At 58.3% G+C, this 13,993-nt stretch carries 12 protein-coding genes (1 of these 12 only partly in view); 8 read left to right on the forward strand and 4 right to left on the reverse strand.

What is annotated here, in order from left to right:
• The first annotated feature begins 822 nt into the window (after window positions 1-822).
• From BIND_RS20300 to BIND_RS17510, 3 genes are all read left to right on the forward strand, one after another.
• Window positions 823-2,802, forward strand: a complete 1,980-nt coding sequence (locus BIND_RS20300) for a peptidoglycan L,D-endopeptidase MepK (RefSeq protein WP_012386353.1) — start codon at window positions 823-825, stop codon at window positions 2,800-2,802.
• A gap of 439 nt (window positions 2,803-3,241) precedes the next feature.
• Complete coding sequence (locus tag BIND_RS17505) at window positions 3,242-3,547, forward strand: hypothetical protein (RefSeq protein WP_012386354.1); 306 nt, start codon at window positions 3,242-3,244, stop codon at window positions 3,545-3,547.
• Between the two features lie 97 nt (window positions 3,548-3,644).
• Entirely contained in the window at window positions 3,645-4,181 is a 537-nt protein-coding gene (locus tag BIND_RS17510) for a hypothetical protein (RefSeq protein WP_012386355.1), read from the forward strand.
• A 63-nt stretch (window positions 4,182-4,244) separates the two neighbouring features.
• On the opposite strand, the gene dld is transcribed toward BIND_RS17510, so the two are convergent.
• Window positions 4,245-5,984, reverse strand: coding sequence for a D-lactate dehydrogenase (gene dld, locus BIND_RS17515; protein WP_012386356.1), 1,740 nt, complete (start codon window positions 5,982-5,984; stop codon window positions 4,245-4,247).
• Between the two features lie 394 nt (window positions 5,985-6,378).
• On the opposite strand from dld, the gene BIND_RS17520 reads away from it, so the two are divergent.
• Both BIND_RS17520 and BIND_RS17525 read left to right on the forward strand, forming a co-directional pair.
• Window positions 6,379-7,023 carry a helix-turn-helix domain-containing protein gene (locus BIND_RS17520; protein ID WP_012386357.1) on the forward strand — a complete coding sequence of 215 codons (645 nt, stop codon included), beginning with the start codon at window positions 6,379-6,381 and terminating at the stop codon, window positions 7,021-7,023.
• Between the two features lie 393 nt (window positions 7,024-7,416).
• Window positions 7,417-8,340: a slipin family protein gene (locus BIND_RS17525; RefSeq protein WP_012386359.1), complete on the forward strand. Its 924-nt coding sequence runs from the start codon at window positions 7,417-7,419 to the stop codon at window positions 8,338-8,340.
• Window positions 8,341-8,427: 87 nt separating this feature from the next.
• Here BIND_RS17525 and BIND_RS17530 read toward each other — a convergent pair whose 3' ends face one another.
• Window positions 8,428-8,685: a type II toxin-antitoxin system Phd/YefM family antitoxin gene (locus BIND_RS17530; RefSeq protein WP_012386360.1), complete on the reverse strand. Its 258-nt coding sequence runs from the start codon at window positions 8,683-8,685 to the stop codon at window positions 8,428-8,430.
• A gap of 109 nt (window positions 8,686-8,794) precedes the next feature.
• Window positions 8,795-9,712 carry a LysR family transcriptional regulator gene (locus tag BIND_RS17535; RefSeq protein WP_012386361.1) on the reverse strand — a complete coding sequence of 306 codons (918 nt, stop codon included), beginning with the start codon at window positions 9,710-9,712 and terminating at the stop codon, window positions 8,795-8,797.
• Between the two features lie 100 nt (window positions 9,713-9,812).
• Here BIND_RS17535 and leuC point away from each other — a divergent pair, with 100 nt between their 5' ends.
• Genes leuC through BIND_RS17550 form a run of 3 tightly spaced genes read left to right on the forward strand, consistent with a single transcriptional unit; the run spans window position 9,813 to window position 12,769 of the window.
• On the forward strand, window positions 9,813-11,246 hold the full coding sequence (gene leuC, locus BIND_RS17540) for a 3-isopropylmalate dehydratase large subunit (protein ID WP_012386362.1): 1,434 nt from the start codon (window positions 9,813-9,815) through the stop codon (window positions 11,244-11,246).
• A gap of 15 nt (window positions 11,247-11,261) precedes the next feature.
• Window positions 11,262-11,879, forward strand: a complete 618-nt coding sequence (gene leuD / locus BIND_RS17545) for a 3-isopropylmalate dehydratase small subunit (protein WP_012386363.1) — start codon at window positions 11,262-11,264, stop codon at window positions 11,877-11,879.
• Window positions 11,876-12,769 carry an alpha/beta fold hydrolase gene (locus BIND_RS17550; protein ID WP_012386364.1) on the forward strand — a complete coding sequence of 298 codons (894 nt, stop codon included), beginning with the start codon at window positions 11,876-11,878 and terminating at the stop codon, window positions 12,767-12,769. Before leuD ends, BIND_RS17550 begins: the two co-directional genes overlap by 4 nt.
• A 62-nt stretch (window positions 12,770-12,831) precedes the next feature.
• Here the strand turns inward: BIND_RS17550 and dctA are convergent, their stop codons facing one another.
• Window positions 12,832-13,993, reverse strand: the 3' portion of a protein-coding gene (dctA, locus tag BIND_RS17555; protein WP_012386365.1) for a C4-dicarboxylate transporter DctA. It continues 158 nt past the right edge of the window; 1,162 of the gene's 1,320 nt are visible here — the last part of the coding sequence; the start codon falls outside the window, past its right edge; the stop codon is at window positions 12,832-12,834.

The following is a 13,993-nucleotide window of genomic DNA, read 5'->3' on the forward strand; positions in this document are numbered from 1 at the left end:
CAGATTCTCGATACGTCACTTTTTAAACCAGTGAACGTCGCGCCGACCATAACCCTTGCCACGAGCGCATGCCTCGCCAAAATTATAAATCATATTTTAAATTAAGCGGATCTGCCCGTTTCATCGCGCCTCAAAGCATCAGGCCAACACACTAAGCATCCTTTGGGGATAAATTTTGATGCGTTTCTTTATCCCGGCAGCATCCTTTGCAGGGTCTTATTGGTCATAGAAATTGCTCTCGCACGCTAAGACGCTTTTTTTATGCCCTTCGGCCAAAGTTTCCAAAAATGATGCGCCTCGCTGGTGGGCCCGTCCTGAATTGTCCCACCACGGTGAAGAAACAGGGAAATCAAGAACGAAAACAGGCATCGCTTCGAGCAACCCTTGGTATGAGACAACCAAAGGGGCCCGGTCGCTCGACCGGTGAAGACATAGCCTTGCCACATTTCCCGCCTTAGTTGACGGCAACGTTTCTTTCCCACCGTTTCACGTCGGAAGGGAACGCTGCGAGGTGGAAATGGGGGACGCGTTACGTCGGCATGTACGAGACGTTAACGGTTCTTGGTTAAAAATTCGGTCATCGTAAACAAAACCCAAAGGGTCGATTCCATACGGTCGATTCACGACCGGACCCGGAATGGCCAGTCAAGCCTATGCGACCGGCGCCTTTCGAGTCTAAAAGCGGGTTTTGTAACCATGGCCTGGAGCATGACGGATTTATGCGGATCCGGCATCATGCCCCAATTTTTTAAAAGCGCATCAATCGCCCGGAAAGGTAGCTCCCTTTCGGGTTTGATGCCCTGAGACCGTGAGAGAGATCGATTGCGTCCGCAGCAAGGCCGTCCCGTCGTTGCCCTCAGAGGTTTCTGTCCGTCTTTCGCGACAGGCGCCATTGCCCTCATGATCAGTCTGGCGCTCCCCGGCTCGACGGAGACGGCTGAGGCCAATGGCGATACACGCACGATCAGCCTCTATCATTCACACACGGGCGAATCGATCGAGGCAACCTTCAGGGTGAACGGCCATTATGATCCGTCCGTCCTGCACAAGCTCAATTGGTTCTTGCGTGATTTTCGCCGCGACGAACAGACCAATATGGATCCGCGCCTGTTCGATGTGATCTGGGAAGCCTATCGCGCGGCCGGTGCTAATCAGCCGATCGTCGTCTATTCCGCCTATCGTTCGCCCGAAACCAACGCCATGTTGCGCCGCCGCTCGCGCGCGGTCGCCGAATTTTCCCAGCATATGCTCGGCAAAGCCATGGATACGACCATGCCCGGCATGCCCATGGAGAGAATTCGCGAGATCGGCATGCGGATGCAAAGAGGCGGGGTCGGCTATTATCCCAGCTCGAATTTCGTCCATCTCGATGTCGGCCATGTGCGGTCCTGGCCACGAATGAGCTATGAGCAGCTCGCCCGCCTGTTCCCGGATGGCAAGACCGTGCATCTCGCCTCGAATGGCCGCGCTATGCCACGTTTCGAGGAAGCCCGCGCGGAAATCGAAGCCAATGGTGGCGGAGCTCCCGTCTATACGGAGCAGCCGAAATCCAAGGGCCTCTTCGCCTGGCTGTTTGGCAGTCACGATGAGGAGGATGAGGGCGAAGCGCCGCCGCCGCGCTATGTTCCGCGCGCCACCCCGCAACCGACCCGTGTCGCCTCCCGCACGGAGCAGGAGCTTCCGGGCTCCTCGAACCGGATGGTCTGGACGGATCGGCGCGACAGGCGTCTTCCCGCCAGCCCGCTCACCACCGGGCCGCTGGCGACGACATCATCCGTGCCGGCTCCAACGCCCACCCCGCCTCAGACGCCGACGCCTCGGGCGCCGGAAGCCCCTGTCCGCACCGTCGTTGCTGCCCTGCCGCCGTCACGTGATCTCCTGGATCGCGGCCAGCCGACCGCAAGCATCACGTCTGGGAAATCCGACAAAAATGCCGATAAGCTCACAGACAAAAGTGTGAGCGAGAAGGCGATCGAGACGGCCGTGCTCCTCCCAAGCCCACCCCGGCGCCCCAGTGAGCTTGCTGCCACCCTCACCGCTCCTGTCCCGGTCCCTCCCAGCCGTCCCATGCTGCTGGCGGCCTTGACGCCTCCTTCTCCTGCTCCCGCGCCCGCGAATCTGCCCCAAGAACCGGTCTTGCCTCCACGGCCGGAACGGATCGCGGCCGTGGATCCCGTGGCGTCCTCGACAACAGCGGCTCAAGCCCTCGCCACGCGCGCCCCCGCCCCTATTCCTCCGTCGCGTGATCCGCAAGTGCAAGCGCCTGCCTTGCCGAACATGATCACACAGGGCATGAAAGACTCCGCCGGCCTTGCCGCAAATCCCGCGCCGACGCCTGCTGATACCGTCCTGGCCTATGCGCCAACGGCGCAAATGCAGGGGTTACGGTCCGCCGCCAGCACGAAAGCGACTGTGGCCAAGGCACCGCTCAAAACCGCCTTCATCCCACAGTCAAAATCTCTCAACTCTTCGATTTCCGCGAGCCAGCACGCCGAAATTATCCCTGCCCGGCTCGATCCATCGAATTTCTGGGTCATGACTGGAGCGACGACCATGAAAAACGTCGCACCCTCGGCCTTTGGACCCGCCATCGGCGGTCTGCGCACCGCGGCACGGATCGCGACGCCGACCCTGTCTAAAACGCTCACGGCCGGCTATGTCTCCTCCTTCCACGCCACGGCCGACGCGCCCGCCACGGATCGTTTCATGACTGCGGCCATGCAAAAAGAGGATCTGTCGGCGCGCAATCCCTCCCCGGGAGCAGTCCAGGTCATCGACCGCTCCGCCCGACATCTCAATTGAGACCCACTGATAGAATCGCGCATCGTTTCCATTGACCCTATTTAATGCTCTCGGCCCTGAAGGAGTCCTCCTTCAGGGCCGCAGCGCTCATACCCAAGGGTAATAAACGCGACTCCTGGTTCTCGAATTTTTGCTTTTTCAAAAGCAGATGAACGGTCCTTTCTTTTGACCGTTCCTCTTATACCAACGGTCATAATCAATGACCGTTGGACCACTCTTGAATTTTCGCTCTCGCTTTAAAAAAGCGAAAATTCAAGAAAGGAACCAAAGGTCGTCCTTTACGACCTTTGGTATTATTATTGACGGGCACGGTGTTGCGAACAGTGGCCCGATGCAGCTTCCCCGCTCAAACGGTGCCCGCCCTGTTTTCTCGATGACCGAATGATGGTCACGATCGATCGAGCGGCGCGGCTTGTCAGACAGGGAAGAAAGGTTTCCCATGCCGCCTTTCCTCTTTGCCCTGGCTCTCGCGCCGGTCCTGGTTGTGACCCTGGTGCCAATGCCACGCGAACGCGCTCAGGCCGCGCAGCAGATGCTCATCCCGGTGCCTTATCCGAACATGCTTGGCGGCCAGGCGGAGATCGGCCGTCCCTTTCGGCAGGGGAAGCATCAGCATCTCCTTGATGATCCGATTCCCCAAAGCCTCGGTCCGAATGCCCTCGGCAATCCCAAGGCCATAGAACGCACCCCCCATCAACATCTCTTGGGGAGCCCCTATTGGCGCCATTATCGGCGCTGGCATTGATGCAAAACCGTGAAACAACCAGTTTTCATTTCATCGCGCTCGAAAAAGGCTTAAAAAGGTTTTGAGGCGTGAGCGTCATTAGTCGAAAGGCTGGCCCATGAAGTTTTCATCCCTGATCATGATTTCCAGCTTGGCCGTCATTCCTTCATTTGCGATGGCGCAGCAGTTGCCGTCTTTCATCGCTCCGGCGACCGCACCGGTGCTCAATGCCCAAGGTCCCATTGCCGGCACCATCCCCAGCACGGGGCCCAACACCAATAATATTACGACGACCAATGCCTATCAGAGCCTCGGTATCGGCCACAGGGGGGCGGGCACCGGCGGCACCAGCCAGGCCATCGGCAATGCGGCAGGAAGTGGCCTCCATAATCTCGCCGTGAGTGTCTTCAGCGGCGGCACCAGAGATTACCTCTACCACGGCACATTGACCGGCGGTGTTCTCGGTGGCGGGCTAGGCCTTCGCGTCGGAAGCGGCGGTATCGGAGACCGTGTCTACAGTGGCGCCTATACAGGCGGCTTGAGGGGCACCATGCTCGGTGCCTCGACCGGAGGCATCAACGATATGGTCGCCATCGGCGCGACGACAGGCGGCATTCATGATAACAATGCCCCCCGTTTCTGGGTCCCGCACTAATTGTTTGAACCCAAACGCGGTCTCCGCTTTTGGGTCTGTTGCTTCCTGCAAACCCGCCGCCTATCACCGCCAATGGGCATGTTTCGATGTATGCCCAATGCCCGGATTGAACGTATTGCAGGGGTCGAGGTTTTTATAATGCCCGACCAGGGCTGGTTTGGCATGATAAAGATGCCCGACATTATGCTCTGCTGGATATTGCGCGCCGCGCTCATCGAGAAGCGTCCACATCTCGTGTTCGAGCGCCAGCGTGTCATGGCCCTTCTTCACAATATAATCCTGGTGGAAGACGTAACAGAAGAAGTGGCCGTAATAGAGTTTATGGAGGATTGGCGCGTCAATGGCGGGCGGCAGGGTTTCTATCCAGTCGCGATCGTTGCGGCGTAACGCTATGTCGAGAGCGACAATATCCTCCACTTCCTGGCGATGGATCGCGCGATAACGGATCGCCGCACCGGCGGTCGCGAAACGATGCAGAAAAGCCTTTACGCCCTCCTCCGGCGTACATTCGAAGAAATGTCCCTTCGCCGAGGGGAAAATGGATCGCAGATAGGTGCGCGCCTCCTCGATGCCGGGGCCGGCCATTTTTAGCATCAGATGATGCTCGAACCGGTCGCGATAGTCTTTCATCCGCGGGGGCAGATGGCTCGGAAAGAGACGGCTCACCGCCTGCATGATCTTGTCGCTGAGATCTTGGGGCAGAAACCTGTATCTCTGCACGAACACATCGAACTTGGCTTTCCAGGCAAAAAGTTTGGGTAATCGATCCGTGCCGAGCGCGCGGATCGCGAGAAACGTATCCTTGCCATAGGTTTCGGCAATGTCGAAGGCGTCGCGATGCATATATTCGCCCGACACCGGCAGGGTTTTGAATTGCGCCAGAATATGCCGGCGAATCTCGGTCAATTCCGCCGGATCATTGGTCCCGATATAGAAAACGGCTGTTTTCTCCTCGCGCTCGAATGTATCCAGCCGGACCGCGAACAGCATGACCTTGCCGGCGCTCCCCGAGGCTTCGAACAATCGTTTGGGGTCGGCGTTGAATCGCGCCGGCGTATCCGCCTCGATATCACGGACATGATGAATGTAATCATGATCCGAGGCGAAACGGCTCGGATCATGATCGACATCCGTATCTTTGAGATCGCCGTCATCGAGCCTTTTCAGGATCGTCTCGGGATCATTGCCGAGACGAATGCCAAGATGATTGATCAATTCGATCTTGCCCGTTTCGTCGATGCGGGCATAGAGCGTCATTTGTGTATAGGCTGGTCCACGCTGGATCAGGGCGCCGCCGGAATTGTTGCAGACACCGCCAAACACCGAAGCGCCAATACAGGAAGAGCCAATGACCGAATGCGGCTCGCGGCCGAGGGGCCGTAAAACCTGTTCAAGCTGATAGAGCGTCGCGCCGGGCAGGCAGACTACCTGCCGCCCCTCCTCGATCAGATAGACCTTGGCCATCCGCAAAGTGCTGATGATGACGATCTCACGATCATAATCATCGCCATCCGGGGTCGAGCCGCCGGTCAACCCCGTATTGGCGGCCTGCATGATGATGATCTTGTCCGCTGCCGCACAGGCCTGCAGCACTTTCCATTGCTCGACGAGGCTGCCCGGCTGCACCACCGCCAGCGCGGAGCCACGACCGAAGCGAAAGCCAGTGCGAAATCGCAAAGTGGCTTCAGGGCTCGTCAGAACATGGCTGTCTCCGACAATGCCTTTCAATGTCGCGATCAAGATCTCATTGCCTTGATCCGGCACGCCGCTCGCCGCCCGATGCTCGTTGAGGGTGGTTGTCATTATCATCTCCCTGATCGCGACCGGTCTCGTCGCTCGCCCCGACGAGAAAGCCGCCGAGATTTTTCCAAGGATAGTACTTCAGCTGCTGTCCTTAAGCTAGACAGATTGTCCCGCCTATTTTTAAGGTCTTGATATAATGCCATTTTAATTTGAATTTCCATTTTTCCGAAAAATGGATTTTCACCTGACCTTGAACAGGCCCGCCCGCGCCGGATCAGAGTTCTTTGACCGGCTCTGCAGTCATGCTTTATGCTTTTGAAAATGGACTGGAATGCCCTAAAGGGGTCGCCCTCTTTGGGTCGGATGCCAGACAGGACGGAAACAGAGCCTGATCTCATGATACAGGCGCGTCGAGCACCGGTTCATGGCTGGCCCAAGAGAGGGATTTGCACTGATGCCCACCAGAACCGCCATCACCGCCGCAGAAGCCGCCAGACTGACCGGTGTGCACAAATCGACCATCACAAGGGCGGTCAAGGATGGAAAATTTTCGGCACGAAAAGACGCCCATGGGCGTCTTTTGATCGAGCCCATCGACTTGTTCATGGTTTTCCCGCCCATGCCGGAAGCGGCCGCCGCGCCGGAGCAGGCGAGGGCCAAAGCCATGATTCGCACCGATGCGGATACCGACCGCAAAACATCCGCTCGCCTTGAGCCCTCTTCCGATGCGCCACGGCGGCGCAAGCCGGAGTCCCGTTTTGCCACGCTGAGGCAAGAGCTGGAAGACGTACGCCTCGATCGCGACCGTGAAAAGGAAGCACGGCTCCACGAACGCCGTGGGATGGAAGAAACGATTTCCGATTTGCGTCGCCGTCTGGATCTTTCCTTGGAAGAGTGCCGGATGAAAGAGGAGCAGATCCGGCAGCTTCTGGCGCAGCAACGCAAGAAAGCCTTAGCAGCGATCAAGAAACTGGAAGAGCGCTGGAGTTGGCGCCGCCTTTGGAAATGGGTGCGCAGAACCGTCCATCAATGGATCGAGGCCATACGTGCCCTAATTCAGGGTGGTCTTGGCCGGGATAAACACGCAACAGCAGCGTAATATTGAAGGTTACAAAAGCGACCTTCATATCCTGTCATGATCAGACATGAGAGCCTTGAATGTCTGATACCCTGGTGTTCAGAAGGAGATGCGCCGTAGCATGATGACCATGGACAGCGTCATCACTCTTGGCGGCTGTATAGACACCGTATTGCATAAGGCCGCAGCCGCATTGAATGTCCGTGAGATCCACCTGCCTCCAAAGGGTCCAAAGCGGTGGCGTGTCGGGATTCGGCGATCGATCGCACTTCGGAAAAGCCTCCGCATCCCGTTCGCCTTCTCGTGCATTATAGGATGCTGGAACGCCTCAAAATTCCGTCTGAGTGTTCCCCTTGTGCATTGCTATAGCAATCTGGCGTAACCTTGGCGATCAGGATCCAGGAGCATTATAGGATGACCAATCCCTTTCCTCTGCTCATCTTCATCGTACTTTCCGCGATTGGCCTGAGCTTCGCCTATTCGACATACAGTTTTGTCGCTTACAATCAGAGTTTTTGGATCGGCATAATCAGTGTTATCTTGGCAGGCCTAATCTCGTCCGCAACCAAGATCGCCGATCAGTGGAACAAGGCGGTTGTGCTCCGTTTAGGCCGTTTCCACACGATTGCCGGGCCAGGCCTGTTTTTCATCATCCCCATCATCGATACGATCCCCTACTGGATCGACACACGCGTGATCACGGCCTCGTTCAACGCGGAAAAGACTCTGACCAAGGATACGGTCCCGGTCGATGTTGACGCCGTGCTCTTTTGGAAAGTCGTCGCCCCACAAAGAGCCGCGCTTGATGTCGCCGATTATCAGGGAGCCATAGAATGGGCTTCACAAACAGCTTTGCGCGATGTCATCGGCAAGACGCCGCTGGCGGATATGCTGGAAGGCCGGCAAAAGATCAGCGATGAGATACGAAAAATCATCGACGAGCGCGCCACGCCATGGGGCATCGATGTGATTTCGGTGGAGATCCGGGATGTCCTGATTCCACCAGCCCTGGAAAATGCCATGTCGATGCAGGCGCAAGCAGAACGGGAACGCCAGGCCCGCGTGATCCTGGGCGATTCCGAACGGCAGATCGCCGACAAGTTCATCGAAGCTGCGGCGACTTATGGGCGCGATCCCACCGCCTTCCATTTGAGGGCGATGAATATGCTCTATGAGGGTTTGAAGCAGAACGCGACCATTGTCGTCGTCCCCAGCACTGCGGTCGAAACCATGCAGCTTGGAAGCATGGCCGGCATGACAACACTGGCCCACGAAATGATCAAGAACGCCCCTGGTCCAGCAAAAGGGAGCGAAACGGCGCCTCCATCATCGACGTAAGACCAAATCCCGATGAGTATGCGACGCAGGCGTCCGCTTCTGGTTCATTCAACACGATCGCTATCAGGGCCGACGTATCAACTGCGATCATTCCGGCATGCCATCATTGCCGTAGAGAAAGTCCTGGTTGTGCGTCGCACTCGACCCTGCAGCCGCCTTGGCAGCAGCAGAAACCCGTACCGCATGGAGCAGAGCCCGGCGGGATTTCCTGTCAGGCATAGGCTTGACCAGCACCAGGCGCACGGCGGCACGGCCGTGCCGCGTCAGGATGATTTCATCTCCTGCCTCAGCCCGCCGAACGAGTTCCGTTAATTGCCCTTTGGCTTCCGTCACAGACACCTGCATGGCGCGTACTCCTGTCTGGACCAGACTACAGTCCAATTTTATCATTAAATTAGACTATTCACTGGATCATAATGACAGATCATTGAGATAATCATTCTTTCGAGTCCAATCATGTCTCTGCGAGAGGAGCGGCAGCGGGCAATCGGTTCCAGAAAGCTTCGACGACGGCGCTTCGACGCGCACGAGGGCGGAAAAGCCGTATTTCAAGCGGAACGCTCCATTGTTCGCCGCCGGCGCGCACGAGCCGGCCCGCCGCGAGGTCAGGAGCACAGAGGCTGAGAGGGGCCCACGCGACCCCCTTGCCATCGCGCGCCATCCTCAACAACGCGCTGGCCAGATGGGATCGAAAGACGGGACGCAGTGACGCATCGCTGCGGGTGATGACCTCGGATGCCGCAAGGATACGCCCCATTCCGGACCGCTCGTCGAATTCGAGAAACGGCAGCGGCTCCCGGTCACTGCCTGGAAGGGGGAAACGGGGCCTGTTTTGGGCATCCGGCACGCAGACAGGGATAAGGATGTCTTCGCCAAGGGCCATCGATCGAAACCCGCTTTGGTCAAGCTTGTGCGATGCGGCAGGATGGTGATGGCAAAGCAGCAGATCCACCCGTCCTTCAAGCATGAGACGCTCGCAGGCCTGCATATTATCGGCAATCAGACTAATGGTGCCGACGTCCTCCTGATCTTCAAATGTGCGCAGCCAATCCGGAAAGAAGGTTGTCGAGAGGGCGTGGGTCGCCGCAAAGCGCAATGTGTTTGCCTGCGTGGTTCCAATCTCTCGCGCTTCATCTCGCCCAAGCGCGAGGCGGCGCAGGACTTCCTCCGCGACAGCCCGAAACGCGACCCCGGCTTCAGTCAGGGCAATCCGGTGCGTGTCCCGATCAATCAGGACGGTGCCGACCCATTCCTCAAGCCCCTTGATGCGACGGCTAAAGGCGGGTTGGCTGAGATTGCGTGCTTCGGCGGCACGGGAAAAGTTACCCTCCTCCGCGAGTTTCAGAAAATCCTCGATCCACCCGGTATCCATCGCATCCCATCCGCCGCATGATTTGATCGAAAGCCGGCATTGGCCGGTGCCACGGCCTTCGCGTTAGATAGCTTTTATAAGCTAGAAAAGGACTTTCGCGATGTTTGGCGCCCGCACGCTTTATGACAAGATCATCGACCAGCACAAAGTCATGTCGCTCGATGGGGGACAGGGGCCGGGCGAACGGCTCTTGCTATATATCGATCGCACGGTCCTCAATGAATATACGAGCCCACAGGCGTTCAGCGGGCTGCGCGAAGCAGGCCGCAAGGTCTGGCGGCCGCGAGCGGCGCTGGGTGTGGTGGACCATGTCAATTCAACCGCGCCGGACCGGACCGGCCAAGTCGATGATCCAGGTGCCCAGGGGCAGATCGACTATTTTGCCCGGAACGGAAAAGATTTCGGCATCGAGATGTTCGACGTGCTCGATCCGCGGCAAGGCATCGAACATGTGGTGCTTCCTGATCTCGGATGGGTTCTGCCGGGATTGGTGATTGCCGCCGGTGACAGCCATACCACGACCTATGGGGCGTTCGGCTCGGTTGGCTTCGGAATCGGGACATCCGACATCGAGCATCTGCTCGCGACGCAGACCCTGCCCTATGTCCGCCTCAAGCGTATGCGGGCCCTTGTGAAAGGTCGTCTGTCCGTTGGCGTGACAGCCAAGGATCTGGTGATGGCGCTGATCCGCGAGATTGGCGCCGCCGGCGCCGCCGGACACGCTCTGGAATTTGCCGGCGAAGCGATCGAGGCACTCGATATGGAAGCGCGCATGACAATCTGCAACATGGCGGTCGAATGCGGTGCGCGTGTTGCGCTGATGGCGCCCGACGACAAGGCCCTATCCTATATCGCTGGCCGTCCACGCGCGCCCTCAGTGGCGATGATCGAGCGTGCGAAAGGCATCTGGAGTGCTCTGCAAACTGACGAAGGGGCTGTGTTCGAACGAGAGGTGACGATCCAGGCCGCCGATATCGCTCCCATGGTCAGTTGGGGGACGAGCCCGGATCAAGCGGCCACAATCAGCGATGCGGTTCCTGATCCCGCAACCTTATTGCCCGAGAAACAGCGGGATGCGGAACATGCGTTGCAATATATGGGGTTATTGCCGGGAACACCTCTTTCGGCGATCCCGATCGACCGCGCATTCATCGGGTCTTGCACCAATGCGCGGCTTTCGGATCTCAGGGATGCCGCCAAAGTGTTGCGGGGACGCCGCGTAGCGCCCAGGGTACGAGCGATGGTGTCGCCTGGCAGCAGTACGGTTCGGCGGCAGGCCGAAGCCGAAGGCCTGGATCGAATCTTTATCGACGCGGGTTTCGAATGGCGGCAGTCAGGCTGCTCACTCTGCCTTGCCATGAACGATGATGTCCTGGCTCCAGGCGAGCGCTGCGCATCCAGCACGAACCGCAATTTCGAGGGCAGGCAGGGCACAGCCGGGCGGACGCATCTGATGAGCCCCGCCATGGTGGCCGCCGCCGCCGTCTTTGGACATCTCGCCGATGTCCGCTCCCTCTCTCTCCTCGAAGCTTGATCATAGAGGCTGATTATGGAACGCTTTCTGTGCGTTAGGGGCATTGCAGCGGCAATGCCGACGGCCAACATCGACACCGATGTCATCATGCCCAAGCAGTTCCTGAAGGGAATTGACCGATCCGGGCTCGCCCGAGGGCTGTTTCACGATCTCAGATTCGACGAGACGGGGGAACCGAGGCCGGATTTTATTCTCAATCGGAGCGGCATGGCAGACTGCCGGTTTCTTCTCGTCGGCCCGAATTTCGGCTGTGGCTCCTCGCGGGAGCACGCCGTTTGGGGCATGCTGCAATATGGTATCCGCGCTGTGATCGGCACGTCATTCGCCGGCATTTTCGCCGATAATGCGGCCAATAATGGCTTGCTGCTGATCTCGCTTGACCCGCAGGATCTCAATCGGCTTTTCGCGGCAATCGCCGATGGGCAGCCAGAGATTGAAGTGAATCTCGAGCAGCAAACGATCAGCGCAGGCGGCTTGCTAATCCATTTCCCCATCGAGGCCGCGCGACGTACGGCACTCCTGAAAGGTCTCGATCGGATTGGTGAAACACTGCAGCATGCGACCCTGATCCGCGCCTTCGAAGCCGGCTATTTCGCCGAAAATCCATGGCTGAACGAGGAGAACGCGGCGTGAAGACTGTAACCGGTCACTCGGACATTTTACCTGACTTCCGTTGGTATGACATCAATGCGGATGGCATTCGTATTCGGACCGCCGTGGGGGGAAGCGGTCCGCCGCTTCTCCTTCTTCATGGGCATCCGCAGACGCATCTGACCTGGCACAAGGTGGCGCCGCGGCTCGCGCAGCGCTTCACGGTCGTTCTTCCCGATCTTCGCGGCTATGGCGATAGCGCAAAGCCCGAGGGAGGGCCTGGCCACGCGAATTATTCCAAGCGGGCGATGGCGTCGGATCAGGTGGCGGTGATGCGTGCGCTCGGCCATGAACGATTTGCCGTCGTGGGGCATGATCGGGGCGCGCGCGTCGTGCACCGGATGGCTCTGGATTTCCCTCAGGCGGTGAGCAAGCTGGTGCTGCTCGACATCGCCCCCACGGCCACCATGTATGCGCGAACCAACATGGAATTCGCAAAGCGCTATTTCTGGTGGTTCTTTCTGATTCAGCCCTATCCGCTTCCAGAGCGGTTGATCAATGCCGATCCGGACTTTTTCCTTGAGACGCACATCGCCGGTCAGATCAAGATTGAGGGGGCGTCCGATCCGCGTGTGATGGCTGAATATCGGCGGTGCTATGCGGACCCAGCGACCCGCCACGCCATCTGCGAGGACTACCGGGCCGCCGCGAGCATCGACCTTGAGCATGATGCCGCCGATAGCGACAAGAAAATCAATGCCCCGCTCCTAGCCCTCTGGGGCGGCCGTGGCACGGTCGGAGCCCTTTACGATGTGCTCGAGACCTGGCGCGAGAAAGCGCATGATGTGCGAGGCCATGCGATTGATTGCGGGCATAGCCCTCAGGAGGAAAAGCCAGAGGCACTGCTCGAAGCGCTGGACGCGTTTCTCTAAAAAATCCGCGCCGGGTGAGCACAAGCGCACCCGGCTTCGCTGGAATTCACTGAACTCTGGATTCACTGAACGATTGTGATGGGTGTGACAGGGTGATCGACCAATTCCGTCGTCGTCAGGACTTCGGGTTCCAGCTCGCCGCGCAGGGCCGCCGCGAGCTTTTCTCGGTCGAGGACACCTTCCCATGCAGCAACAGCGACGGCACCGAAAGCGTTGCTGATCGTATTGGTGACTGACCGCGCTTCAGCCATGAAGCGATCAACGCCCAGCAGCAGAACAAGACCGGAAACCGGGATCTTGTGGAGGGCGCCCAACGTCGCGGCAAGGGTCACGAAGCCGGCGCCCGCGACGCCCGCCGATCCCTTGCTGGTCAGCATGAGAACGCCCAGGATCGCGAGTTGGTCAACCATCGAGAGGGACGTGTCGGTGGCTTGGGCGATAAACAGAGCACCAATCGTGAAATAGATCGCGCTGCCACAGGCGTTGAATGTGAGACCGCCCGGCAGGACGAGACCCACAACTGTTCTTGGGACGCCCGCCATCTCCAATTTCTGCATCAGGCGCGGCAGCACTGATTCAGAAGAACAGGTTCCAAAGACCGTGACGATCTCGTCGCGTATGTAGCGGAGAAAACGGAAGGCGGAGAAACCGACCAGACGCGCGATCAATCCAAAGGAAAGGATCGCGAAGAGCAAACAGGTCGCATAGACGCATACAAGCACGAGCCCCATGGAAGCTAGGCTTCCCAAACCGTATTTCGAGATCGTGAATGCCATTGCTCCCAGTGCGCCAAGCGGGGCGAAGCGCATGACCATGCTGACGATATGAAATATACCATCAAGCAGACTTTCGAGCGTGCAAACAAAGGGACGCGCAGCGTCACCCGCCTTGGCCAAAGCGATCCCGAGCAACAGGCTAAAGAACAACACCTGCAGGATGTTGCCGCTGGCGAAACTCTCCACGATGTTGGAGGGAACGATGTGAACGAGGAAGTCTACAAGCCCCGCATGTTCGGCGACGGCCTTGGTATATTGGCTGATGGACTCCGCATCGAGCGTAAGAGGATCAGCATGAATGCCTGTGCCTGGCCTGACGATATTGACCACCACCATCCCGATAATAAGGGCCAGAGTCGAAGCAATTTCGAAATAGGCCAGAGCCTTGGCACCGACTCTTCCGAGCTCACGCATATTCTCCATGCGCGCGATGCCAAGCACGACCGTG

The organism is Beijerinckia indica subsp. indica ATCC 9039 (genome assembly GCF_000019845.1).
Lineage (GTDB): Bacteria > Pseudomonadota > Alphaproteobacteria > Rhizobiales > Beijerinckiaceae > Beijerinckia > Beijerinckia indica.